Raw genomic sequence first — 25,752 nt, 5'->3', positions numbered from 1 at the left:
TAACAGTATCTGTGATTGTCGCGTTCGCGCGGGGGACTCGTGAACTACAACTGGAACTGGGGAATTTTCTTCCAGCCGAACCCGATGGGCACAGGCACCTATCTCGACATGCTGTTGTCGGGACTGGTGCTGACGCTCGAGACCGCGGTGCTGGCCTGGATCATCGCGCTGATCACCGGCTCGATCGTCGGCGTGATGCGCACGCTGCCGTCGAAGGCCGCCTACTGGTTCGGCTTTTGCTGGGTCGAGTTCTTCCGCAACATGCCGCTGCTGGTGCAGCTCTTCCTGTGGTTCTTCGTGCTGCCGGAAATGCTGCCGAAGGCCGCCGGTCTGTGGCTGAAGCAACTGCCGAACGCGCCGTTCTGGACGGCGGCGATCGGCGTCGGCCTGTTCATGTCGGCGCGCGTCGCCGTGCAATTGCAGGCCGGCATCGGCTCGCTGCCGCGCGGGCAGCGGATGGCGGCGACCGCGCTGGGCCTGACGACCGTGCAGGGCTATCGCTACGTGCTGCTGCCGATGGCGTTCCGCATCATCCTGCCGCCGCTGACCTCCGAGTTTCTCAACACCATCAAGAACACCGCGGTGGCCATCACCATCGGCCTGCTGGAATTGACCGGGCAGGCGCGCTCGATGCAGGAATTCTCGTTCCAGGTGTTCGAGGCCTTCACCGCCGCGACCATCCTCTATCTCCTCGTCAACGCCGTTGTCGTGACCGCAATGCGCTTCCTCGAGCGCTGGGTCGCGATCCCCGGCTACATCACGGGGAAATAGCGATGCTCGGCAATTTCGATTTCGACGTCATCCGCCGCGCGCTGCCCTATCTGTTCTACGAGGGCATGACGTTCACGCTGATGCTGACCGCGCTCGCCGCGCTCGGCGGCCTGGTCTTCGGCACGGCAATCGCATTGATGCGGCTGTCCGGCTACAAGCTGCTCGGCCGCATCGCCGGTCTCTATGTCGACTTCATGCGCTCGCTGCCGCTGGTGCTGGTCATCTTCTGGTTCTACTTCCTGGTGCCCTATATCGGGCAGTGGCTGACCGGCGCGCCGCGGCCGATCAAGGTCGGCGCGTTCGCCTCCTCGCTCATCACTTTCATCATGTTCGAGGCGGCGTATTTCTCCGAGATCATGCGCGCCGGCATTCAGTCGATCTCGCGCGGGCAGCCGGCCGCGGCGAACGCACTCGGCCTGACCTATGCGCAGACCATGCGCTACGTCGTGCTGCCGCAGGCGTTCCGCAACATGCTGCCCGTGCTGATCACGCAAACCATCGTGCTGTTCCAGGACACCTCGCTGGTCTACGTGCTCTCGATCACGGATTTCCTGGGCGCGGCGAGCAAGGTCGCGCAGCGCGACGGGCGTCTCGTCGAGATGTACCTGTTCGCCGCCGTCGTCTACTTCACCATCTCCTGCATTGCGTCCTTCGGCGTTCGTCGCCTGCAGTCGCGCATCGCCATCATCCGCTAGGTGGATTGTGAACCTGAGATTTCGAAATGCGGTGCCCCTCACCTCTCCCATAGGGAGAGGTCGGATCGCGTCAGCGATCCGGGTGAGGGGTTTCGCTCCATCGATAGACCTGAACCCTCACCCGACGCTGCGCGTCGACCTCTCCCTATGGGAGAGGTGATCCGCATTCGTTGATACGCTTGAGTCACACATGATCGAGATCAGTCACGTCGACAAATGGTACAGCACCTCGTTCCAGGTGCTGAAGGATTGCACCACCAATGTCGCCAAGGGCGAGGTGGTGGTCGTCTGCGGCCCTTCGGGCTCGGGCAAATCCACGCTGATCAAATGCGTCAATGCGCTGGAGCCCTTCCAGAAGGGCGATATCACGGTTGACGGCACCAAGGTCAATGATTCCAAGACCGATCTGCCAAAGCTCCGCTCGCGCGTCGGCATGGTGTTTCAGCACTTCGAGCTCTTCCCACACCTGAAGATCATCGACAATCTCTGCCTTGCGCAGGAGAAGGTGCTGGGGCGGGGTCACGACAAGTCGATGGCCAAGGGCATGCAGCTTCTGGAGCGCGTCGGCTTGAAGGAGCAGGCGCAGAAGTTTCCGGCGCAGCTCTCCGGCGGCCAGCAACAGCGTGTTGCCATCGCGCGCGCGCTCGCGATGGATCCCATCGCCATGCTGTTCGACGAGCCGACCTCCGCCCTCGATCCCGAGATGATCAGCGAGGTGCTGGACGTCATGGTCGACCTCGCCCGCGAAGGCATGACCATGATGGTCGTCACCCACGAAATGGGCTTTGCCCGCAAGGTCGCCAACCGCGTGATCTTCATGGACCGTGGCGAGATCGTCGAGGACGCCCCGAAGGACGACTTCTTCGGCAAGCCCAGAAGCGACCGCGCACAGAAGTTCTTGTCGAAGATTCTCTCTCACTAACTCCGTCTTCATCCCCATTGCGCAATGGGGATGGCCCGCACGGCCAGGCACGGAATCCATGACAGCGAGCGGTGGTTATGGATTCCGGGCTCATTTGCTTCGTCGCGCCCCGGAATGACAGTTGAGGGTTTATCGCCGCCCGCGAATTTCGTATAGGAGCAGGCAATTCCCGCATTCCCGACAGGAGACCTGCCTTGGACTCGATCGCCTACGTCAACGGCTCTTTCGTCCCGCTTTCGGAAGCCAAAATCTCCGTCCTCGATCGTGGCTTCCTGTTCGCCGACGGCATCTATGAGGTCGCTGCCGTGCTCGACGGCAAGCTGGTGGACAATGCCTCGCACCTGGCGCGCCTCGAACGCTCCGTCGGCGAGATCAAGCTCAAGCTGCCCGAGACGGTCGAGCGCATCACCGGGATCCAGAAGGAGCTCGTCGCACGCAACAAGCTTGCCAATGGCCTCGTCTATCTCGAAGTGACGCGCGGCGCCGACGCGGGGCGCGATTTCGCTTTCCCCAAGGGCGACGTCAAGCCGACGCTGGTCATGTTCGTGTCCGAGAAGGACATCGTCAATGCGGCCTCGGCCAAGACCGGCATCAACGTCATCACGGTGCCTGACATCCGCTGGGAACGGCGCGACATCAAGAGCGTGGCGCTGCTGGCGCAAGTCTTGGCAAAGCAGGCCGCCGCCGAAGCCGGCGCGGGTGAAGCCTGGATGCTCGAAGACGGCTTTGTCACCGAGGGCGGCTCGTCGTCGGCGTTCATCCTGACCCAGGACGACGTCATCGTGACGCGGCAGAATTCGAATTCCATCCTGCCCGGCTGCACCCGCAAGGCCGTGGTTGCACTCGCCGAAGAGCGCCAGCTCCGCGTCGAGGAGCGCGCCTTCACCGTCGCTGAAGCGCTCGCCGCCAAGGAAGCCTTCATCACCAGCGCCTCTCTCTTCGTGCAGCCGGTGGTCGCGATCGACGGCAAGCAGGTCGGCGGCGGCAAGCCTGGCCCGATGGCGACACGGCTGCGTGAGATCTACGTGGAGTTTGCGAAAGCGACGGGGGTTTAAGCCACATACTCAGCTATCGTAGGGTGGGCAAAGGCGCGCTTGCGCCGTGCCCACCATCTCTCCACGAGTGCGATAGAAGTGGTGGGCACGCTTCGCTTTGCCCACCCTACGAGAATTGCCCGTGAGGGGCGTCCCGCCCCTCACGCCACCGACGCCTTCACCTTCACGGGATGGATCGAACGGAACGAGATCGCGAGCCGGTTCCAGGCATTGATCGTCGCAATCAGCATGGTCAGGTTCACCGTCTCCTCCTCGGAGAACTGCGCGCGGACCTGCTCGTAGACGTCGTCGGGTGCGTGCGTCTCGGAGATCAGGGTCACCGACTCGGTCCAGGCCAGTGCCGCGCGCTCGCGATCGGTATAGAGCGGGGATTCGCGCCAGGCATTGAGCAGATAGATGCGCTGTTCGGTCTCGCCGCGCTTACGTGCGTCCTCGGTGTGCATGTTGATGCAAAAGGCGCAGCCGTTGATTTGCGAGGCGCGGATCTTGACGATCTCGATCAGCGATTTCTCGAGGCCCGTCGACTGGATCTGGGTCTCCAGCGCGTTCAGGGCCTTGATCGTGTCGGGGGCAGCCTGGAAGAAATTCATGCGCGGCTTCATGGTCGTTCTCCTTGGTTTGGTCAGTGGGCTCCGCCCGCCGAAACATGGCCGGGCTTCTTCAGGAAGAGGGAGGCGATCAGCGCGACGATCAGCGCCGCGCCGAGCAGGTAAAAGGTGTCGCTGAAGGCGAGGATGAAGGCCTGCTTCTGCACGACATGGCCGATCGCGACATAGGCGCGGTGCGCCGCATCGGTGCGATCGACGACGCCGTGATTGACGAAATACTGGGTCAGTTGTTCGAGCCGCGTCCGGGTCGCCTGCTCGAACATCGAGACCGACTGCATCAGCACGTTGGAGTGATACTGCTCGCGCTTGGTCAACACGGTCTGCAACAACGCGATGCCGACGGCGCCGCCGAGATTACGCATCATGTTGAACAGGCCGGAGGCCGAGCCCGCATTCTCCGGCTCGATGCCTGATGTCGCGACCGCCGACAGCGGCGTCAGGACCAGCGCCTGGCCGATCGCGCGGACAACATTGGGCCACAAGAGCTGATCGGCAGCGTAGTCGCTGGTCATGTAGATGTTCATGAAGTTGGAGGCCGCGAACAGAACGAAGCCGATTCCGATCACGATCCGCGCATCGAAGCGCTGCATCAGGCGCGGCACCAGCGGAATGAAGAGAAGCTGCGGCAGCCCGGTCCAGGCCAGCACCATGCCGATCTGCTCGGCATTGTAGCCCTGGATGCGTGACAAATATTGCGGCAGGATGAACACGGAACCGTAGAGCGCGATGCCGAGCAGGAAGTTCGCCAATATCGCGAAGCCGAAATTGCGGCGGACCAGGAGGCGCAAGTTCAGAAGCGGCTTGTCGACGCTCAGCTCGATGATGACGAACGCGGTCAGCGCAACCGCAGCGATGACGGACAGCTTGACGATGAAGGGCGAGCCGAACCAGTCGTCCTTGTTACCTTCCTCCAGTACGGTTTGAAGCGCGGAGAGGCCGATCGCCATGGTGATGATGCCGGCCCAGTCGCCGTCGCGCAGCAGCGCGAGCTTCATCGGCTGTGGTTCCAGCGCGTACCAGAGCATGCCGAGCATGATCGCACCGGGCACCAGGTTGACGTAGAAGATGTACTGCCAGCCCAGATTCTCGGTGAGATAGCCGCCGATGGTCGGGCCAATCGCCGGTGCAAAGGTCGCCGACAGCGCGAACAGCGCGAGCCCGACGGGCTGCTTGGCGCGCGGCAACAGCGTGATGATCAGCGTGAAGGCCATCGGGATCAGCACGCCGCCGGTGAAGCCCTGCACGGCGCGCAGCACGATCATCTGCGGCAGGTCCTGCGCCAGCGCGCAGGCGGCTGACAGGATCAGGAACAGCACCGCGTTGGTCAGCAGGTAGACGCGGATCGAAAACACCTGCGCGAGCCACCCGGAAAGCGGGATCACCACGATCTCGGCGATCAGATAGGAGGTCGAGATCCAGCCGCCATCGTCGATGCCGGCGCCGATCGCGCCCTGGATATCGGCGAGCGAGGCGTTGACGATCTGGATGTTCAGCACCGCCATGAAGGCGCCGAGGGTTGCGCCGATCACGGCGATCCAGGTTTTTGCAGAAACGGCCGGCGCGAGGGGCGCGGCTGGAACCGGAGTGGATGCAGTGGACGTAGCGGTGAGGGCGGGTTGGAGCGTGCTCATGGAAGCCTCGTCTCGTTTACTGAGACAGGATGCATTAGGCGGATGGTTTCGATAATCGCGGAAGTTTTGGAAGGATCGTCCGGCAGAGCTTGATAATCGGCGAAGAGGCGGCCTCAGCCGCCGTTCGCGCGCACGGTAGTGTCGGCGACGCGCTTGCCGATGTCACGCTCGGCCAGGACGGCCTGCTTGGTGTCGACGGTCGGAACCGCCGACATGCCCGGGCGTAACAGGCCGCTCAGGCTGTGGTCGTCGAGCACGATCTTCACCGGCACGCGCTGCACGATCTTGGTGAAGTTGCCGGTGGCGTTATCGGGTGGCAGCAGCGCGAATTCGAGGCCACTCGCCGGCGACAGGCTGTCGACATGGCCGCGCAGCGTCTGATTGCGGAAACTGTCGATTTGCAGTTCCACCGGCTGGCCTGCGCGCACGTGGGTGAGCTGCGTCTCCTTGAAGTTGGCGATGACATAGACCGCGTCGAGCGGCACCACCGCCATCAATTGCGTGCCGGCCTGCACGAGTTGGCCGACGCGCAGCGAGCGGGCACCGACCGTGCCGTCCACCGGCGCGGTGATCTCGGTGTAGGAGAGATTGAGCGAGGCCTGCTCCGCGACCGCGCGTGCGCGCTCGAGCTGCGCAACGGCCTTGGCGCGCTCGGTGGTGAGCACGTCGACCTTGCGCTGCGCCGCCAACAGTCCCGATTTGGCGTGCTGCAATTGCGCATCACTGGCGCGGAGCGCGGCATCGGTCTGCTGCGCGCGCTGGATCGTGCCGGACCCCGACTTCATCAGGTCGTCGTAGCGCGCACGCTCCTCCTGCGCGAATTTCAGGTTGGCCTCCGCCGCGGCGACATCGGCGGTGCTCTGTTCGATAATGGGCTGCTGCAGCGCGATCTGCGCATCGAGATTGCGCACCGAGGCCTCGCCGGCGGCGACGTCGGCGCGGGCTTGGTCGAGCGCAGCCCTGAAATCGCGATCGTCGATCCGGGCCAGCACCTGACCCGCTTTGACCTTCTCATTGTCGCCGACCAGCACCTGGGCGATGTAGCCGGAGACCTTCGGCGCGATGATCGTGGAGTCCGCCTTCACATAGGCGTCATCGGTGGATTCGAGATAGCGCCCGGTCGTCAGGTAGTCGTAGGCAAAATCGCCGGCCGCCGCGACGCCGAGCGCCAGAGCGAGCGCAATGGCTGCCCGCTTGATTGCCCGGCGCGAGGGACGAAGCCGGATTTTCGCAGTCGGTTCAGAAACATAAGCGGTGGTCGACATGGCACTCTCCGGATCTCCGGGCGTCCTCTCTGGGAAGCTCGCCCTCGTTGGCTGCCAATGTGCGCTGTCCCATCCGTTGTGATAATCCACGAAGAACTGGAAGCATTATCCAGCCGCAGCGGATAATCGGAGCCTCGATCATGGACCGCTTCACCAGCCTCACGGCCTTCGTCCGGGTGGTCGACAGCGGCGGTTTCTCAGCCGCCGCCCGCCGGCTCAACATGTCGACGACCATGGTGAGCAACCACGTCCAGGCGCTGGAGGACCGGCTCGGCGTGCGCCTCCTCAACCGCACGACGCGGAAAGTGAGTCTCACCGAGATCGGCCAGGCCTATTACGACCGCTCGACGCAGATCCTCGCCGATCTCGAACAGGCCGACGATATCGCAGGCGCGCTGCAATCGACGCCGCGCGGTACGCTGCGGATCCACTCCGCCACCCACATGGTGCCGTTCGTCGCGCCCGTGGTGGCCGAATTCCTGTCCGCCTATCCGGAGGTGAAGGTCGATTTGCGCATGGGCGAAGCCAATATCGATCTGATTGCGGAGGGATTTGATCTGGCGCTGCGCATGACGTCGCCGCCGGATTCAAGCCTGATCGTTCGCAGCCTTGCGACCTGGCGGCACGTGCTGTGCTGCTCGCACGCCTATATCGAGGCGCGCGGACGCGTGCAGCAGCTCGAGGAGCTAGCGGAGCACAATTGCGTGCGTCACCTGAACTATCCCTTCGACGAGTGGCGCTTTCTCGATCGCAAGGGAAACCCGGCATCGGTTCGCGTATCCGGCACTCTCATGACCAACAGCGGTGAGGCCTTGCGAACCGTTGCGCTGCAAGGCGCCGGCATTTGCCTGGCGGCGGGATTTTTGGTGCACGACGATCTCGAAGCCGGCCGCCTGGTTCGCCTGCTGCCGGAATTCCGGCCGATGGAGCTGTCGATGAACGCGGTCTATCCGCATCGCCATCATCTGTCGGCGAAGGTCAGGACCTTCATCGACATGCTCGTGCATCACAGCGCCGAGCAGCAGAAGCTGATCAATCCCTACGCCTGACGCGATTGATGGTGAAGCCGGTTCCCCTGCTCAGATTTGCCCGTTAGACTGGTGGCGCCATGTACGTCACCGCTGCAGAGAGCAGGGGCCTCGCGCGCATCTTCGGGCTGTTGTCCGAGGACATGGCGGAACGCGACGTCCGTGAAGCGGTCGGACATCATCTGCTCGAATTGCTGCAGGCAGATTACTACGCATCTTTCGTCTGGCAGGCCGCGACGAAGACTTTCGGCAAGGCCGTGTTCCTGCACATGGATCCGAAGAACCTTGCAAACTACGACGCCTATTACCAGTACCACGATCCCATCACCTTCAAGCTCCAGGCACGCCGTGAAGCAACTCTGGTGACGCAGGTGATGCCGCAACGCGACCTCATGCGCACGGAGTTCTTCAACGACTTCCTCGCCCGCGACGGTCTCCATTGGGGCGTCAACGCCTATACTTTTGCCGGCAATCGCAACATCGGCGATGTCAGGATCTGGCGCGGCCGTATGCGGGACAATTTCGACGTCCATACGCTGGAGTTGCTGCGGCTGATCGAGCCGGCATTCACGGGAGCGCTCGTCCGCGCAAACGGCGGCGCCGTGGAGGGCGGTGCATCACCGGTTCTCAAGCTCTCGGTTCGCGAGTTCGAAATCGCGCGCATGATCGGCGATGATCTCAGCGACAAGGAGATCGCCCACCGGCTCCAGGTCGAGGTGTCGACGGTCCGCACCTATCTGAAGCGCATCTTCGAGAAGCTCGGCGTGCGCCGCCGCAGCGGCGTCGCCAGCCTGCTGGCAAGGCACTAGCCTTAAGGCACTAGCCTCAAGCGCGATGACGATTCATCCTGATCCCATCGCGCTTTGATCAGTGCGTCGGCGCCGGCAGCCGCCCGAACACCTTCTCCATCGCCATTCCGATCGCGAGCAGCCGGCGGTCGCTTCCGGCGGGCCCATCGAGCTCGAGACCAACTGGCAGCTTGCTCGAAGCGCCCAGTGCGGCCGGAATCTGGATGCCGGGAACACCGGCATTGCTGCCGGGATCGGTGTTCTGGATGAAGAGCAGGAAATTAGGCAGGCTGCTGGAATCGGGGTTCGCCTCGATCGCGACTTCCGGCGTGGTCGGGAAGGCGATCGCATCGAGCCTGTTCTTCGCGAAGGTGTCGCGATAGAGCGCCTGGAGCGCCGGACGAGCTGTTTTCATAGCCGCGTCGTAGACCGGCTTGCCATCAACAACCGTGTTGTCGGGACCAGGCAATTTGTGCGGGATCACCAGGCCATCATAGGTGCCTTTTACATCGGGACTTGCAATTTCCTTGGCCAGCGCTTCGATGGTGATGCCGGTGCCGGTGTGCTTGAGATAGGCGACCATGTCTTCACTGGCCTCATAGATGGCCACGGGGAAACTCACTTTGCCGTTGAGCTCGGCGAGTTGTGGCATCTCGACATCGACCACGGTGACGCCCTGCGATTTGAGCTTGTCGATCGCCCCTTTGAAGGCGGCATCCGTATCGCCGTCGAGATTGGCCTGCATGGTTTTCACGACGCCGATACGCACCTGCTTCAGATCGGCGGGAGCGATCGCGCTGCCGCCGGCGATGACACGGTCGAGCGCCGCTACGTCCCTGATGGTTGCCGCCATCGGGCCCGCAGTGTCGCGGGTGTGGGAGATCGGCGCGATGCCCCCTTGCGGATAGCGTCCGACGGTCGGCCGCAGCGACGCACAGCCATTGAGCGCGCAGGGGATTCTGACCGATCCGCCGGTGTCGGTGCCGAGGCCTGCGGTCACGATCCGCGCACCGATCGCGGCGGCTGTTCCAGACGAGGAGCCGCCGGCGATCTTGCTGTTATCATAGACGTTGCGGACGCCGGGCTCGGCGCCGGTTTTGAAGCCCCCATTGTATCCGGAGATGCCGAAGGCCAGCTCGTGCATGTTGGTCTTGCCGATGATGATCGCGCCGGCTGCGCGCAGCCTCGCCGCGACGGCAGCGTCCTTCTTCGGCATGAAACTCTTCAGCGCCGGCGTGCCGGCACTGGAGGGCAGTCCGGCGACCTCGATATTGTCCTTGATCACGATGGGCACGCCGCCAAGCGGCTGGCACTGGCGCTTCCTGGGCCGCGCATCGAAGGCCTCCGCGGCCTTCATGGCGCCGGACTCGTCCAGCGTGATGAAAGCATTCAGATTGGGATTGGCCCTGGCGCGGGCAAGCGTTGCCGATGTCAGCGCCTTGCTCGTGACCTTGCCTGCGCAGATGTCCGCTGCGGCCTGGGTCATCGTCAGATGGTCGAGATCGATCGCTTGCTGTGCGAGCGCGGGCGCCGGCAGCACGGCGACAGACAGGATGAGGCTGGCGATGGTCGAATTCAGCGAAACAGTTCTGCGTTCCATGCGGCTCCCCGTCGGCGAAGGTGACCGCCGGAGCTTACCTCAGGCCGAGGACGGTGCCTGTCCTCATTTTTGTGGACGCCGCGCCTCAGGCTGCCCGGGCAGATGCCGGCTGCGCCAGCAAGGATGCGACCTCGGCCTTGACCTTCGTGGTTGCTGCATCCTTCACCGGCCCATAACCGCGAATGTCCATGGGGGCCTTGGCTATTGCCACAAGATCCGTCAGGGACGCAGTCTCGAGCTTGCCGAGCAACACGTCGATCGTTCTCTCGTACCAGGTGATCAGTTCCCGTTCCGCGCGCCGCTCGGCGGTGTAGCCGAACGGATCGAACGGTGTGCCGCGCAGTGTCTTCAGCCGTGCGAGCACGGCAAGCGGCATCTGGATCCACTGCCCGAAAGTGCGCTTGCGCGGCCGCCCGCGCGCGTCGCGCTTTGAGGGGAGGAAGGGCGGCGCCAGATGATAGTTGACCCTGAAATCGCCGTCGAACTCGCGCTTGAGCGTGTCCAGAAAGCCGGTCTGCATGTGCAGGCGTGCCACCTCGTATTCGTCTTTGTAGGCCATCAGCTTGAACAGGGACCGCGCGACCGCATCGGTCAGCGCCTCGCTGCCGAATCTCCTCTCAGCGCTGCGCACCTTTGCAATCATTGCCCGATAGCGCGCCGCATAGCTCGCGTCCTGATACGCAGTCAAAAATTCGGCACGACGGTCGATCACCTGATCGAGCGTCTCGGCGACGGGAGAGCCCTCCGGCCTCGAGAGAAAATCCGGATCGGCCGCGGCGATGCGGCCCCAGGCAAATGCCTGCTTGTTGCGCTCGACCGCGACGCCATTGAGCTCGATCGCGCGCAGCAAAGCTTGCGGCGAGACCGGCACTAGTCCGCGCTGCCAGGCAAATCCGAGCATGATGATGTTGGCGTAGACGGCATCGCCGAGCAGACGCTCGGCCAGCGCGTTTGCGTTGATGGTGCCGAGGTTGCCGTCGCCGATGACCTGGCGGATCGCGTGCAGGCGGGCGGGCGAGGCGAGATCGGCGTCGCGGAAGCGGACGACGTCGCCGGTCGGCATCTCCGCCGTGTTGATCGCGGCGCGCGTGCCGCGGCGATAAGTGCCGGAGGCCTTTGGTGAGGAGCTGACGACGAGATCGCAGCCGATCAGTGCGTCAGTGGCGCCCTGATCGATACGTACCTGATGCAGCGCCTCCGGGCTCGCGGCAAGACGGATGTAGCTGAGCACGGGGCCGAATTTCTGCGCAAAGCCGGTGAAATCCAGCACCGAGACGCCGCGGCGTTCGAGATGCGCGGCCATGCCGATCAGCGCGCCCACGGTGATCACGCCGGTGCCGCCGACGCCGGTCACCAGGAGATCGTAGGGCCGATCGAGCGACGTGGGGGCCGGCAGGGGAAGCGTCGCCGCGCGGCCGATCGCGTCGATATTGCTCGCGGTCTTCGCGCGACGCGCGGCGCCTTCGACGGTCACGAAACTCGGGCAGAAGCCGTTGAGACAGGAAAAATCCTTGTTACAGGCCGACAGGTTGATCTGGCGCTTGCGGCCGAACGGCGTCTCCTTCGGCTCGACGCTCAGGCAGTTGGACTCGACCGAACAGTCGCCGCAACCTTCGCAGACGAGATCGTTGATATAGGCAAAGCGTTTCGGATCGGCCATCTGACCGCGCTTGCGCCGGCGGCGCTTTTCGGTGGCGCAGGTCTGCTGATAGATCAGCACGGAGACCCCTTCGACCTCGCGCAACTCGCGTTGCACGGCGTCCATCTCCTCGCGCGGATGGATGGTCACGCCGTCAGGTAAATCCGCGGGCGAGAACCGCGCGGGATTGTCAGACACCAGCGCGATGCGCGAAACGCCCTCGGCGCGGACGCTGTGCGCGATCGCGTGCACGCTGACGGGGCCATCGACCGGCTGGCCGCCGGTCATCGCCACCGCGTCGTTGAACAGGATCTTGTAGGTGATGTTGGCTTTCGCGGCGATCGCCTGCCGGATCGCCATCGAGCCGGAGTGATAGTAGGTGCCTTCGCCGAGATTTTGGAACACGTGCTTGTGGCCGGTGAACCTTGACGAAGCCGCCCAGTTCACGCCTTCGCCGCCCATCTGGATCAGCGACGAGGTCTCGCGGTCCATCCAGCTCGCCATGAAATGGCAGCCGATGCCGGCCAGCGCCTTGGAGCCTTCGGGGACTTTGGTTGACGTATTGTGCGGGCAGCCCGAGCAGAAATAGGGCGTGCGCGTCGCGCCGCTGACGGTGATCACGCGCTCTGCCTCCGGCGACAGCGCGGCCGCACGCGCGGCGAGGTTCAACCCCGGAAACATCGGGTCGAGCCGCCGCGCCAAAACGCCCGCGAGCGCGCGTGGCGACAATTCGCCGATCCAGGAGATCAGCCGCGCCCCTCGCTCGTCATGCTTGCCGACCATGCGCTCGGGTTTCGAGCCAGGATAATCGTAAAAATACTCCTTGAACTGGCTCTCGATGATGCCGCGCTTCTCCTCGACCACCAGGATCTCGCGCTTGTCCTTCACGAACTCCATCGCGTCGTGCAGCGCCAGCGGCCAGACCATGCCGACCTTGTAGATGTCGATGCCGATGCTGCGGCATGCGCCCTCATCAAGGCCCATCAGGCGCAGCGCCTCCATCAGGTCGAGATGCGCCTTGCCGGTGGTAACGATGCCATAGGTCGCGTGCGGGATGTCGTAGATGTGCCGGTCGATCGGATTGGCCTTTGCGAAGGCATAGACCGCGTGCTTCTTCGCCTCCAGCCGCTCCTCGATCTGCGGCCCCGGCAGATCCGGCCAGCGATAGTGCAGCCCGCCCGGCGGCGGTGTGAAGTCCGGCGTGCGGAAGAGGCGCGGCGGACGCAGCGCCACCGAGGCGCCGGATTCCACGATCTCCGAGATCGCCTTGAAGCCGACCCACATGCCGGAGAAGCGGCTCAACGCGTAGCCATATTCGCCGAACTCCAGATATTCGCTGACGCTTGCCGGATGCAGCGTCGGCATGAACCAGCTCATGAAGGCGACGTCGGACTGGTGCGGCATCGAGGAGGAGACGCAACCGTGGTCGTCGCCGGCGACCACCAGCACGCCGCCGTGCGGCGAGGAGCCGTAGGCGTTGCCGTGCTTGAGCGCATCGCCGGAACGGTCGACGCCGGGGCCTTTGCCGTACCAGAGCCCGAACACGCCCTGCACCTCGCGCTCGGCTTGCGTCTCGACCTGCTGCGAGCCGAGCACCGCGGTCGCGGCGAGATCCTCGTTCACTGCGGGCAGGAACTCGATGCGATCTCTCTTCAGGCGATCCTTGATACGCCATAGCTCGAGGTCGACGCCGCCGAGCGGCGAGCCGCGATAGCCGGAGATGAAGCCGGCGGTGTTCAGCCCCGCTGCGCGATCGCGCCGGGCCTGATCGAGCGCGATGCGGACGATCGCTTGCGTGCCCGTGAGGAAGACGCGGCCGTCCTCGCGGTCGTAGCGGTCGGAAAGCTCGTAAGCATCGAGTGATGAAATGGCGTCCATGGCGGACCTCGCGCGGCGCCCCTGCCGGATAGCCGAAGGTTAGTCCCCGATGGCTGGTAGATCTTACCTATTCATCCCGAATGGAGGGCGATAATTGGTAAATTTTTGCGTTACATACTCACTTATGGTAGAGTTACCCGTATTAAGAGGCTCCCATGATCGAAGAACAGGACTCGCGGATTCTCGCTTATCTCCAGAAGGATGGCCGCGCCACCAACCAGCAGCTTGCCGATGAGATCGGCATGTCGACCTCGGCATGCTGGCGCCGGGTGCGCGCGCTGGAGGAGGCCGGAATCATCCAGGGCTATGCGGCGCTGGTCGCGCGCGAGCGGGCAGGATTTGCAATGTCCGCGGTCCTCCATGTCTCGCTGGAGCGGCACGATGCAAAATTCGTCGATGAGTTCGTCGCGCGGGTGACGAAGCGCCGCGAGGTTCTGGAGTGCTTTGCGACGACGGGCGATGCCGACTATCACCTGCGCGTCGCGGTGCAGGACATGGCCGCCTACAACAAATTCCTCGACGAGTTCATGTTCCGGATTCCCGGCATCCGCTACGTCCGCAGCAACGTGATCCTGAAGGAGATCAAGACCGGCGTGGCGCTGCCGTTCTGATCGGGCTCTCGTAGGGTGGGCAAAGCGAAGCGTGCCCACCTCTTCTGTCGAGATCGCGGAAGGATGGTGGGCACGCTTCGCTTTGCCCACCCTACGGCATCCTGCCAAGACTCCTCGCGAACGAAGCGATTGCCTTTCCTCGTTCTCATTCCGCGGCCACGCGCGGCTGGGTCTTCCACGCGCCAGCGGCCGGACGCTTCAGCCCGAGATTGTCCCTCAGCGTCTTGCCGCGATAGTCTTTCTGGAACAGGCTTCGTCGCTGCAGCTCCGGCACGACGTGACGGACGAAGTCCGCATACGAGCCCGGGACGCAGGTCGCGGCGATGACAAAGCCGTCGCAGCCGCGCTCGATGAACATCTCCTCGAACCTGTCGGCGATCTCCTTCGGCCCGCCGACGATCGCATCTTGGACGCCGCCGCGGCCGGAGAATGTGACGAAGTCGCGCGCGGTCGGGTTGCTCTTGCCCGACAGCTTCAGTACGCCGTCGCGGATGCCGAGGATCCCCTGCATGCTCTTCAGCTCGTCGGTCGTGAGTGGCTCGTCGAGTCCCTTCGAGGCGAAATCATAGTTGAGAGCTTCGGCGAGCAGCGACAGCGCGTCGATCTGGAGTGGCAGCTTGTTGATCAGCGCCATCTTGTCTTCGGCTTCCGCCTTGGTCGCCCCGCAGACCGGTGTGGTCAGATTGCAGAGGAACATCGCATCAGGATCGCGTCCAGCCTTGGCGGCCTCATTGCGCACGGCTGCGTATCCGTCCTTGGCGCTCGCGAGGCTTCGCGAGGCGGTGAAAATGACCTCACCCCATCGTCCGGCAAAGCGCTGCCCGCGGCCGGAGGCGCCGGCCTGGATGATCACGGGATGGCCCTGATCCGAGCGTGGCACGGTGAACGGCCCGCGCGATTTGAAGAACGGCCCCTTGTGATCGAGCCGCTTCACCTTCGCAGGATCGGCAAAGCGGCCGCTCGCCTTGTCCATGATCAGCGCGCCGTCTTCCCAGCTATCCCAATGGCCGAGCACGACCTCCATGAATTCGTCGGCGCGGTCGTAGCGAGCGTCGTGCTCGGGATGGGAGTCCCTGCCCATGTTGAGAGCCTCGCCGTCATTGAGCGAGGTGACGACATTCCAGCCCGCACGCCCGCCCGACATCAGGTCGAGGGTGGCAAAGCGGCGCGCGACGTCGAACGGCTCGTAATAGGTGGTCGAGCAGGTCGCGCCCAATCCGAGCCTGTCGGTGACCATGCCCATGGTGGTCAGCACGATCAGCGGATCCATCTTCACGCAGCGGATGCCATGTTCGACGGTGTGGGCGTGATCGTTGCCGTAACGGTCCGGCATCGCCAGGCGATCGTCGAAGAACGCCATGTGGAACTTGCCGGCTTCGAGAATACGCGCGATCTCCTGGTAGTAGTCTGCCGACATCGAATCCGAACGAGAGTCCGGATGCCGCCACGAGCTCGGCAGATTGGTGCAGTTCTGCGCCTGAAGGAAGCCGACCAGTACCATCTGCCGCGTCATGCCGCCTCCCTCCGTTGACCGTCAGGCGAGACCGAATTCGCTGTCGAGCTTGTTGTCGCGCGCCAGGTCGCGCAGCTTCTCCCACGTCGCGTCCTCGACCGCGATGCCGTCGCGCAGTCGTTCGACGCAGCCGGCGGCAACCGCATCGGCCTCCTCGACGGATGCGCCCGCAGCCCGAAGCAGAGCGGCGCTGACACGCGTGAGGCGGTCGGCCTTGACGATCGGCATGGTGTTCCCTCGATGCCCGCCCTTGGCGGGCGTTGGCTGTTGAGGGCCATCGTCTCAAAGCGCAGGCGCGATATCAATCTCCCGTAAACCAAATCAGGGCTGCAAATTGGTAAAGGAGCCGTGCGCGGATGCCGCTGCTGGCGCGAAAGGCCGCGTCCACCGTAGTTTTGCGAATAGTTTCGCGCCGTTCGTTCGCAGCTCGTTCACTCTGATTGCGGGTTTGCAAGCAGCAATAACGACCACTTAGGCGGTCGTCGCCGATAAAGTCCCGGGAAAACGGCAGGAATGCCCGGGAGTTGAGACCTTGCAGACGACCCTCGCGCGCACATTTGCAGCGTTGAGTGCCATCAACGAAGCCATCCTGTATGCGAAATCGCCGGACGAGCTGTACCAGAAGGTCTGCGACGCCGGGTTTTCGAGCGGGGATTTCTTGGCGGTCTCGGTGTTCCTGCTCGAGCCCGGTGGCCGGCGGCTGCGCTTTGCGGCCGGCCGCGGTGAGGACGTCCCCCGGCTGAGGTCGATCAACATCACCGTCGAGGAAGGAACGCCGGAAGGATCAGGCGTCGGTGGCGAGGCTTTCCGCACGCAGCGACTGTGCATCAGCAACGATTTTCTGAACGACGTGCGTTCGCTGGCCTGGCGCGAGGGTGCCGTCAAGGCCGGCGTTCGTGCGGCCGCGGCCTTGCCGCTGATATGTAACGGCAAGAGCGTCGGCGTGCTGTTCGCCACCCGCACCGAGGCCGGATCGCTCGACGAGCAGATGGTCTCGCTGTTCACGCGCATGTCCGCCAACATTTCCTATGCGCTCGAGAATCTCGAGCGCGAAACGGCACGCGTTCGCGGCGAAAAGGCGATGCGGCGGCTGAACCGCATGTTCAGCGCCATCAGCGCGACCAATGAAGCCATCCTGCGCGCCAAGACCGAGCTCGAGCTGTACCAGCTCGTATGCGACGCCTCGGTGCACAGCGCCAAGTCGATTGCGACCATCGTCCTGCTTCGCGAGTCGAATTCGCACTGGTTGAAGCCGGTGGCCGGAACGGGCGAGAATCTCGATCTCGTCACGCAGGCGCACTACTCGACAGATCCGGACAATCCGTTCGGCCGCGGCATTTCCGGCGAGGTGTTCCGGACGCAGAAGCCGGGCGTCGAGGACGATCTCGCCAGCCGCACCAAAGGAACGCCCTGGGAGCAGGTCAATGTCAATACCGGCAGCGCGGCTTGCGTCGCCGCGCCCCTGATCAAGCGCGGCGACAGCGTCGGCGTAGTGCTGTTCTTCATCAGCCGGTCCTGGGCGAAGGACCAGGAGATCGTCGGCCTGCTGCTGCGCATGGCGGAGAACGTATCCTTTGCGCTCGAGAATTTCGGCCGCGACGAGGAGAAGGCGCGGATTGCCGAAGAGGAAGAACGGCTGGCGCGGATGTATGCCGCGCTCAGTGCCACCAATGAGGCGATCATACGGGCACGGTCGCGCGCCGAGCTGTTCGATCTTGTGTGCGAGGCCTCGGTGCACGGCGCCAAGTTCGGCTCGACCACGATCGCACTCGCCGATCGCGACACCGAATTGCTGCGCGTCGTGGCCTGCGTCGGCCCGAATGCAGACGAGGTGCGGACCTTCAAATTCGCGATCTCGGAGCAGGTCCCGGAGGGAAGGGGGCTGACCGGGACCGCGTTCCGGACCGGAGCGGCTTGCGTCAGCAACGACCTTCTCGCCGACGATCGGATCAAGCCCTGGCACGAGAGCGCCCGCCGCATCGGCATCAAATCATCGGCCGCGCTGCCGCTGCTCAATGACAGCCGCACGGAAGGCGTCTTCCTCTTCAACTCGCTGGAGAAGGGCACGTTCACGCCCGAACTCGTCGAGCTCCTGGAGCGGCTCGCCAGGAACGTGTCGTTCGCACTGACAAATCTCGACCGCGCGGAGGAGAAGGCGCGTGCCGACAAGCAGCGCGACAGGCTAAGCGGCATGTTCGAGGCGCTGTGCGCGACGAACGAAGCCATCATGCGCGTCAAGACGCGCGAGGAGCTGTTCGAGGTGGCCTGCCAGGCCGCCGTCCTCGGCGGGATGTTCGCCTCGACCACCATCGGTCTCGTGGATCCCAAGCATGAAGTTCTCCGTGTCGTCGCTGCCAAGGGGCGCAAGCACGAGCGAATGCTCGGTCGCACCTGCGTCATCTCCGCCGATCATCCCGAAGGCCACGGCCTGATCGGCACGTCGGTGCGGACCCGGCGACCATGCGTGATGAACGACTATCTGAACGATCCGCGCTCCGAGCATTGGCGCACCAAGGCGAACGAGGACGGCACCCGCGCGGCGGCGAGCTTCCCGCTGCTGCGCGCGGGTCGCGAGCCGATCGGTGTCCTGCTGTTCCTTGCGCCCGAGGAAAACACATTCACGCCCGATCTCGTCGAGCTGCTCGAGCGCCTCGCGGAAAACGTCTCCTTCGCGCTGGACAATTTCGACCGCGCCGAAGAGAAAGCTCGTACCGAGGAGCAGAAGGAGCGCCTGACGCTCATGTTCGCGGCGCTGAGCGCGACCAATGAAGCGATCATGCGGGCGAAGTCCCGTGCCGAATTGTACGAGCTGGTCTGCCAAGCGGCGGTGCTCGGCGGCAAGTTCACCTCGACCACCATCGCACTTGCCAGTGCCGACAGCGACCAGCTCGAGATTGTGGCTACCGCCGGTCCCTCCTCCGGGACGACGCGGAACGTCAGGCTGTCCATCGACGCCGCGCGTCCCGAAGGCCGTGGCATGAGCGGAACGGCGTTCCGCACCCGGCAACCCTGCATCAGCAACGACTATCTGAACGACAGCCGGGTCGCCGCGTTCCATGCCATCGTTCGCAACGACCGAGCACGGTCGGGCGCCGCATTCCCGCTGATCGCACACGATCAGACCGTTGGCGTCATGATCTACATGTCAACCGAGCACGCGGCGTTCACCGGCGAGTTCGTCGAGCTGCTCCAGCGCCTCGCCGACAACGTTTCCTTCGCGATGGAGAATTTCGATCGTGCCGACGAGAAGAACAAGGCCGACGAGCGCATCGAATATCTGGCGTCCCATGACAGCCTGACCAACCTGCCGAATCGCGAGACGTTCAACGCGCTCTTGCGCGCGGCGATCGATACGGCGCAGCGTCACGAGCACCGGTTTGCCCTGTTGTTCATCGACCTGGACCGGTTCAAGGTCATCAACGATTCGCTCGGCCATGAGGCGGGCGACCTGTTGCTCCTCGAAGTCGCCGATCGGCTGCGCAGCGCGCTGCGGACGAGCGACGTGATTGCGCGGCTCGGCGGCGACGAGTTCGTGGTCATCCTCGACCAGTGCGGCGAGATCGACGACGTCCAGGGCATTGCAACCGGGCTCCTGACGGCCCTGGCGCGGCCGATGGAGCTTGCCGGTCACGAGTGCCACACCACGGCCTCGATCGGTATCGCGATGTACCCGGCCAACGGCGCCGACGCGCAGACGTTGACCAAGAATGCAGACATGGCGATGTACCTCGCCAAGGAAGACGGCAAGAACGGCTACCGTTTCTTCTCCAAGGAAGTGAAGACGCAGTCGATCGAGCGGCTTTCGCTGGAAAGCGCGCTGCGCCGGGCGCTGGAGCGCGAGCAGTTCGCGCTGAACTACCAGCCCAAGGTGGACATCGAGACCGGCCAGATCACCGGCGTCGAGGCGCTGCTCCGCTGGACGCATCCCGAGCTCGGCAGCATATCGCCGGCGCAGTTCATCCCGCTCGCCGAGGAGACCGGCCTGATCGTTCCGATCGGCCGTTGGGTGCTGAAGGAGGCCTGTGCGCAGGCCATGGCCTGGCAGCGGCGCGGCCTCTTGCCGCTGTCGATGGCGGTCAACCTGTCACCGCGGCAGTTCGCCGACGAGCACCTGTTGCAGGATGTCGACGAGGCGCTCGCGGCAAGCGGCATGTCGCCCGTGCTGCTCCAGCTCGAAGTCACCGAGAGCATGATGATGCGCAACGTCGGACGCGCATTGAAGGTACTCGACGCCGTCCAGAGCCGCGGCATTCGCCTCGCTATCGACGACTTCGGCACCGGCTATTCGTCGATGTCGCTGATGAAGCATTTTCCGATCGACACCATCAAGATCGACCGCTCCTTCGTGCGCGACCTGCCACATGACAGCGAGGACCAGGCGATCGCGCAGGCGATCATCAGCATGGGCAAGGCGCTTGGAATGACGGTGGTCGCCGAGGGCGTCGAGAATGCCGAGCAGGAGGCGTTCCTGCGGACCCATGGCTGTGACGAGATGCAGGGTTTTCTGATTGCCAAGCCGCTGCCGGCGCGGCAGATGGCCGAGCTGTTGCGACCCATGGCGCCGCCGCTCCAGCCCGGGCAGGGCGCAGACAGTGAGGCGCAGACCACGTCACGGCCGAAACGCGCTGTCGTCTGACGGCAGCGGGTGCAACTCGCGAATGGCGTGATCATCACCCTCGGACTTGCTTGGAAAATCCTGGGGCTCCGTCAGCGACGTCTGCTCGACGAACAGTGCGAGGATCGTGCGCGCGCCTTCGGCGAAGCTCGCACTTTCGCGCAAGCCAAGCGCGCAGCACAACGTGTCGCTCATCGGCTCGCTGTCGTCGACCACTGCCATGGCGGGCCCCCACCACCACGCCGGCGCCGGCGAGCGCTCCTCCTCGGGCACGGCGTGCCAGCGGACGAACTCCTCCATCACGCGCTCGAACTCCAGGCGTTGAGCCTGATGCATTGCTTGGTGCTCCCTGTTCCGCGCCCGAAAGCGGGCTGATCAGTTGAGGGCCCGGTGCCGGCCCTGCCGCGGTGAGAAAATCCGCTCGCGCAAATCTTCGCGAGCCATTCAAGCCGACCTCATCGTCGGCCCCGCGAGAAACAGGCGACTGGGCTTTTGCCAGTGCCGACCGCGATGGTGTGTTCTAGAGCATGATCCGGAAAAGTGTGAAGTTGTTGTTCGAATAGATCATGCTCAAACAATAACCTGAAGCGCGATGACGATTCATCCTGATCTCATGGCGCTTTGGCCGCCAAGACCGCCGCCGGGCAAGGTACGGGGTCTACGGATGCCCAACCCAGCTTAGCAGAAGCTTCGCCGTGCCGCCACGCTAGCGATTGAACGACTGCTTGCCGCTGAACAGGAGATAGAGCGCGCGGGGATTGGTGGTCAGATAGCGCCAGAGCAGACGCCGCGGCTCGAGCATTGTGCGCCAGGCCCATTCAAGCCCGATCGTCTGCATCCATTTCGGCGCGCGGCTGCGGCTGCCGGACAGGAAATTGAACAGGCCGCCGGCGGTCTTGATGACGCCGACATTGGTGAGATGTGGCGTGTACTCCTCGACGAAGGCCTGCTCGAAGGGGACGCCGAGCGCGACCCAGAGATAATCAGGTGCGAGCGCGTTGATCTCGTCGACCTTGGCCCGCAGCACATCGCCGCGCAGATAGCCATGGCTGTGTCCGACGATCTTCAGGTTCGGGTACATCTTCTGAACCCGGGCGACGGCAGCGGCGTTCTCGTCCTCGCTGGCCCCGAGCATGTAGAACGTCCGGCCGGCGGCTTCGGCCTTGCGGGCGACGACATGGAAGAGATCGGTGGTCGCGACGCGTTCGGGCAGCGGGAACCATGACTGCAGTTTGGAGGCCGCAACGAGCGGCTGGCCGTCGGCATTGATCAGGTCGGCGCCGCGGAACAGACGCTCGGTTTGCGGTTCGGTCGAGCAGCGCGCCAGCACTTCACCATTGGCGGAGGTCAGATACAGCGGGCGGCCGACGCGATGACGCGGGTCAGTCGCTTCGATCATGAAATCTGCGGTCGCTTCCAGGTCGAGCGCGGCCATGCGAAGACCACCGACGGTGATCCGTGGCACATCGGCGGTCGCGGTGCGTCCGACCAGATTGACGCGGCGCTCAAGCATATTGTTTGCCTCGCTGGCGCGATTGGGTCGCGGGATTGAGCTCGTTGAGGATGACGCCGACGAGCTTGCGTTCGGCACCGCCGAGCGCGGTAAGGATGTCTTCCATGGCATCGTTGATGTCGAGGTGGGTGGGCAGCACGGCCACCAGCGCATCGGCTGCGTCGAGCAGCTTGCGGTCATCGGCGGCGAGCGGAATCGCCGGCCCATCGAGAACAACGAGATCGGTGCCGCCTGCGGAACGTGCCTGCGCCACCGCCTTGCGGATGGCATCAGTGGCCTTGCCGGCATCGCCGTCGGCGACCGGCAGCACTGAAATGCCGTTCGCGGTCTTGATCTCGCGTGAAGCCTTGCTGCCGATCGAGAGCCAGCCGAACCGGACCGGCTCGCTCTCGCCGGGGCGGTTGATCTTGCTGGAGAGCTTGCGGTCCTGGTGATCGGTGTCGATCATCAGCACGCGCGAGCCGTCGCGGGCGGCGGCGAGCGCGAAGTTCAACGCGGCGACGCTGCGATCGCCCGTCGCGTCGGCGCCGACGATCGCAATCACCGGCATGGCCTTGCCTGCCGCATGCCGCGTCGCTGCGGCACGCATATCGCGCATCGCGTTGATCAGCGTCGTCAGCGGGAATCCGGGACGCAGCGTCGGCCAGCCCAGCCGGGTGAGGTCGACCGTATTGCCGACGGCGAGGATGGCGCCGAGCGTGCGCAGGACGTCGGCTTCCTGCAGGCGCGCGATCAGCGGCTTTTCGACCAGTGTCAGCGGTGGCGCCTGTGGCGTCGGGGCATCGTCGACCGATGCCTTGGGAGCCATCGGTGCTGCCGTGCGCTCGCGGCGGGTCGGCTCGGGCTCCGCCGCGCCGGCGGACAATTGCCTGGCGGCGACGAACCAGCCGGCGGCGGCGAACGAGCCGAACACGAAGCCGATCATGGCGAACAGGCTCATCCCCGGCGGGAACGAACGTCGCTGGGGCACCGTGGCCTCGCCGATCACGCGGGCGGCCGACGTGTTCAGGCTTTCCTGCTCTTCCGTCTCGCGCGAGCGCTTCAGGAAGGATTGATAGACGTCGCGGCTGGCCTCGGCCTCGCGCTCGAGCTCGCGCAGGCGCACCGCGGCCTGGCTGAGCTGCACGCTCTGTCGTTTCTGCGTTTCCAGCGCCCGGTTCAGCGAGGCCTCGTAGTCCCGCGCGCGCGTCAGGTCGTTTCTGGCGGCCTGGGCGAAGCGGTCGATTTCCTCGTTGATGGTGCGCTTGAGATCCTCGACCTGCTTCTCGGTCTGGCGCAGCGCCGGGTGCCGCGGCCCGAGCTCGGCGGTCTGCTCCGCGTATTTCTTGCGCGCATCGGCATATTGCGCGCGCAAATTGGCGATGGTCGGCGATTGCAGGGCCTCCGGAATGGCTCCGGCATCGGTCGCGGCGCGCCGGCTCGCCTCGATCTGGTCGTAGCGCGCCTGCGCGTCCAGTGTCGCCGCGCGTGCCGCGGCAAGCCGCTGGTTGCTGGCGGAAAGCTGCTGGTCGCTGATCAGCGTGTCCTGGGTGCCGACGAAATTGTTCTGCGCCTTGTAGGTCGCCAGCGTCGTCTCGGCCGTACGCAGCCGCTCGCGCAATTCCTTCAGCCGGCCGGACAGGTCGTTGGTGGCGCGCCGCGCCGCCAAAGCCTGCGAGTTGCGCGATTCCGTGAGATAGACGTTGGTCAGCGTATTGGCGAGCATCGCCGCCTTCGCCGGATCGGTCGACCAGACCTCGACGTCGACGATGAAGCTCTTCTCGGTCTTGCGGATCGTGATGTGCCGGTTCAGCGCTTCGAGAGCGCCAAGCTGAATTTCCCTGTTGTCGGCGGCGGAGGGAGCGCGGCCCTGGAGACCGATCAGGCCAAGCAGCGACGACATCAGGCTCCTGCCGTCGCCGCCGCCGAATTCGGGATCCTTGTCGAGATTGGCCTGCTGGATGACTCGCAAGAGCACGCTGTTGGAGGTGATCAGGCGCGCCTGGCTCTCCACAACCATGGACATGCCGGAAACGTCCTGGGCGCGCGGCGTCAGCTCGCGATCGACGAGTTGCAGCTCGCGCGGATCGACATAGAGCTGGGCGGTTGCGGTGTAGCGGGGCGTCAGGCTCTTGCCGACGGTGACGGCGAGGCTCGCGCCGATCAGACCAGCGGCTGCGATCGCGGCCTTGCGCTGCCAGAGCAGATGGACGAGCTCGAGCACGTTGAAGCCGGCCGATGGCGCGGGCTGCCCGACGTCTCGCTTCGATCGCTCTATCGGCTGGTCATAGTCAAGCATGATCCCCAGCTTTCACTCCAACTGCCGCAGGCTGAGGGGCTACTCTTCGGGTTACGCGATGCGCCCCTGATATAGGCGCTGAACAAACGCAACAGGGAAAATTAACCATACTCATTGAGGGACTATTCACCGAAATGGCAAACAAAGCGTTTAAGCGCATGCGAGCGCGTGGCGCGTCGTTGTGACGCTTCCAGCGCCGCAGTCCCCTGGAGATTAACGGATCGTTACCGTGCACGCCGTGGAGCATGCACGCGTCCGACGGCGCAGCCTTGCGGGCAGGGCCCGCATGTCGGAATTCCGGGAGCGCCGGCGTCATGATTCTCAGCGTTTCCGCAGGACGACGTGATAGTCGCCGTGTCGCACGTCGGTGCCGCGCGGCAGCAGGAAATTCAAGGCCGCGGCGCCGGCATCGACGAGAGCCGCGAACAGCGGCTTGCGCTTGCGCATCTCGGGATAGCGCGGGCTTTCGACCTCGCGGCGGTAGATCGTCTCGAGCCCGTTGGCGTCGGCAAACGCCTCGAGATTGGGAAGCGTCACCAGCGGATGGAAGAAGGTCGGGAACGGCGGCTCGCCGGGCTCGCCGGCATTCTTGATGCCGCGAACCTGGCGGTAGAACCAGACGTGGAACCAGTGCGGCGAATATTTGGTGACGACGCCGGACAGCGAGCGCGGATTGGGCGCGCCGATCAAGATCATGCCGCCATGGCTCAAGGCCTCGCAGAAATTCTTCAACGCGGCCTCGACGTCGGGCAGATGCTCGATCACGTTGTAGCAGATGACGAGATCGACACTCTCCGGCTTGAAGCGATAGGTCTGGACGTCGCCGAGGATCGCTTCCTGGGCATAATCGTTGTTGCGGATCTGGTCTTCGTCGATATCGACGACGGTGACGTGGCTGCGGCCCAGGATTTCCAGCGGCAGGAAGCTGCTCGAACCGCCGCCGGCCTCATAGATCGCGAGCTGGCCCGGCGGCAGCTCGCGGCGCAGGACGTCGTGAACGGCGAGCAGGCTGTCGCGCGCCTCGCCCGAGACGAGGTCGAGCAGGGCCTGGGTGTGTGCTGGCGGAGCGCTGGTATCGATGCGGGTCGCGGTCGCGAAGTCGATCGTGGCTTGTTTATTCATGTTCTTCAATCGCGCGGGTTCGTTTCAAATTACAGGGAATCTCTCGCACGCTCGAAGAGCAAATTCGATGCCGCTGGGGCGCCATTGGTTGCGGTGCTTACGGTTGGGTTAATGCGAAGTCCCGTTAACTACGGCATCGTCCGCCGCGTACTGCTGCTGCGTGTTGGATCGGAAATTGCAGGAGAAGTTCGACGCAGATTCGCAAGGAAAAGCGCGTGAG

Annotated in this window: 19 protein-coding genes; 8 read left to right on the top strand and 11 right to left on the bottom strand. The window is 64.3% G+C overall.

What is annotated here, in order from left to right; translation table 11 throughout:
* Positions 1–39 precede the first annotated feature (39 nt).
* The 4 genes from SO180_RS03920 to SO180_RS03905 all read left to right on the top strand — a co-directional run bounded on the left by SO180_RS03920 (position 40) and on the right by SO180_RS03905 (position 3,443).
* A complete protein-coding gene (locus tag SO180_RS03920; protein WP_449377505.1) occupies positions 40–771 on the top strand; it encodes an amino acid ABC transporter permease in 732 nt (243 codons plus the stop codon).
* Between the two features lie 2 nt (positions 772–773).
* The gene (locus tag SO180_RS03915; RefSeq protein WP_449377504.1) at positions 774–1,466 is read left to right on the top strand and encodes an amino acid ABC transporter permease; all 693 of its coding nucleotides are present in this window, start codon (positions 774–776) and stop codon (positions 1,464–1,466) included.
* A 190-nt stretch (positions 1,467–1,656) separates the two neighbouring features.
* A complete protein-coding gene (locus SO180_RS03910) occupies positions 1,657–2,388 on the top strand; it encodes an amino acid ABC transporter ATP-binding protein (protein ID WP_449377503.1) in 732 nt (243 codons plus the stop codon).
* Between the two features lie 194 nt (positions 2,389–2,582).
* Positions 2,583–3,443 carry a D-amino-acid transaminase gene (locus tag SO180_RS03905; protein WP_449377502.1) on the top strand — a complete coding sequence of 287 codons (861 nt, stop codon included), beginning with the start codon at positions 2,583–2,585 and terminating at the stop codon, positions 3,441–3,443.
* 140 nt (positions 3,444–3,583) lie between these two features.
* Here SO180_RS03905 and SO180_RS03900 read toward each other — a convergent pair whose 3' ends face one another.
* The 3 genes from SO180_RS03900 to SO180_RS03890 form a co-directional block, all read right to left on the bottom strand.
* A complete protein-coding gene (locus SO180_RS03900) occupies positions 3,584–4,045 on the bottom strand; it encodes a carboxymuconolactone decarboxylase family protein (RefSeq protein ID WP_449377501.1) in 462 nt (153 codons plus the stop codon).
* A 20-nt stretch (positions 4,046–4,065) separates the two neighbouring features.
* Positions 4,066–5,682: an MDR family MFS transporter gene (locus SO180_RS03895; protein ID WP_449377500.1), complete on the bottom strand. Its 1,617-nt coding sequence runs from the start codon at positions 5,680–5,682 to the stop codon at positions 4,066–4,068.
* A 113-nt stretch (positions 5,683–5,795) separates the two neighbouring features.
* On the bottom strand, positions 5,796–6,947 hold the full coding sequence (locus SO180_RS03890) for an HlyD family secretion protein (RefSeq protein ID WP_449377499.1): 1,152 nt from the start codon (positions 6,945–6,947) through the stop codon (positions 5,796–5,798).
* Positions 6,948–7,087: 140 nt separating this feature from the next.
* Between SO180_RS03890 and SO180_RS03885 the strand changes: the two genes are divergently transcribed.
* Positions 7,088–7,996 (top strand): LysR family transcriptional regulator, encoded by a 909-nt coding sequence (locus SO180_RS03885; protein ID WP_449377498.1) that lies wholly within the window; start codon positions 7,088–7,090, stop codon positions 7,994–7,996.
* A 59-nt stretch (positions 7,997–8,055) separates the two neighbouring features.
* Positions 8,056–8,784, top strand: a complete 729-nt coding sequence (locus tag SO180_RS03880) for a helix-turn-helix transcriptional regulator (RefSeq protein ID WP_449377497.1) — start codon at positions 8,056–8,058, stop codon at positions 8,782–8,784.
* 58 nt (positions 8,785–8,842) lie between these two features.
* Here the strand turns inward: SO180_RS03880 and iaaH are convergent, their stop codons facing one another.
* Both iaaH and SO180_RS03870 read right to left on the bottom strand, forming a co-directional pair.
* Positions 8,843–10,270: an indoleacetamide hydrolase gene (gene iaaH / locus SO180_RS03875; protein ID WP_449377582.1), complete on the bottom strand. Its 1,428-nt coding sequence runs from the start codon at positions 10,268–10,270 to the stop codon at positions 8,843–8,845.
* A 178-nt stretch (positions 10,271–10,448) separates the two neighbouring features.
* Complete coding sequence (locus tag SO180_RS03870) at positions 10,449–13,880, bottom strand: indolepyruvate ferredoxin oxidoreductase family protein (RefSeq protein ID WP_449377496.1); 3,432 nt, start codon at positions 13,878–13,880, stop codon at positions 10,449–10,451.
* 155 nt (positions 13,881–14,035) lie between these two features.
* Between SO180_RS03870 and SO180_RS03865 the strand changes: the two genes are divergently transcribed.
* Positions 14,036–14,491: an Lrp/AsnC family transcriptional regulator gene (locus SO180_RS03865; RefSeq protein ID WP_449377495.1), complete on the top strand. Its 456-nt coding sequence runs from the start codon at positions 14,036–14,038 to the stop codon at positions 14,489–14,491.
* 145 nt (positions 14,492–14,636) lie between these two features.
* Here the strand turns inward: SO180_RS03865 and SO180_RS03860 are convergent, their stop codons facing one another.
* Together SO180_RS03860 and SO180_RS03855 are read right to left on the bottom strand one after the other, a co-directional pair.
* A complete protein-coding gene (locus SO180_RS03860; RefSeq protein ID WP_449377494.1) occupies positions 14,637–16,004 on the bottom strand; it encodes an LLM class flavin-dependent oxidoreductase in 1,368 nt (455 codons plus the stop codon).
* A gap of 21 nt (positions 16,005–16,025) precedes the next feature.
* Positions 16,026–16,232, bottom strand: coding sequence for a hypothetical protein (locus SO180_RS03855; RefSeq protein ID WP_449377493.1), 207 nt, complete (start codon positions 16,230–16,232; stop codon positions 16,026–16,028).
* Between the two features lie 304 nt (positions 16,233–16,536).
* On the opposite strand from SO180_RS03855, the gene SO180_RS03850 reads away from it, so the two are divergent.
* Positions 16,537–20,640 (top strand): bifunctional diguanylate cyclase/phosphodiesterase, encoded by a 4,104-nt coding sequence (locus SO180_RS03850; protein ID WP_449377492.1) that lies wholly within the window; start codon positions 16,537–16,539, stop codon positions 20,638–20,640.
* Here the strand turns inward: SO180_RS03850 and SO180_RS03845 are convergent.
* The 4 genes from SO180_RS03845 to SO180_RS03830 all read right to left on the bottom strand — a co-directional run bounded on the left by SO180_RS03845 (position 20,614) and on the right by SO180_RS03830 (position 25,532).
* Positions 20,614–20,955 carry a hypothetical protein gene (locus SO180_RS03845; protein WP_449377491.1) on the bottom strand — a complete coding sequence of 114 codons (342 nt, stop codon included), beginning with the start codon at positions 20,953–20,955 and terminating at the stop codon, positions 20,614–20,616. The genes SO180_RS03850 and SO180_RS03845 overlap by 27 nt on opposite strands.
* Positions 20,956–21,325: 370 nt before the next feature.
* Positions 21,326–22,132 (bottom strand): WecB/TagA/CpsF family glycosyltransferase, encoded by an 807-nt coding sequence (locus SO180_RS03840; protein ID WP_449377490.1) that lies wholly within the window; start codon positions 22,130–22,132, stop codon positions 21,326–21,328.
* Positions 22,125–24,410, bottom strand: coding sequence for a GumC family protein (locus SO180_RS03835; protein ID WP_449377489.1), 2,286 nt, complete (start codon positions 24,408–24,410; stop codon positions 22,125–22,127). Before SO180_RS03835 ends, SO180_RS03840 begins: the two co-directional genes overlap by 8 nt.
* Before the next feature lie 321 nt (positions 24,411–24,731).
* Positions 24,732–25,532: a class I SAM-dependent methyltransferase gene (locus SO180_RS03830; RefSeq protein ID WP_449377488.1), complete on the bottom strand. Its 801-nt coding sequence runs from the start codon at positions 25,530–25,532 to the stop codon at positions 24,732–24,734.
* Between the last annotated feature and the right edge of the window lie 220 nt (positions 25,533–25,752).

This window comes from Bradyrhizobium sp. UFLA05-112 (genome assembly GCF_053572325.1).
This window is presented reverse-complemented; position numbering and strand designations above follow the sequence as displayed.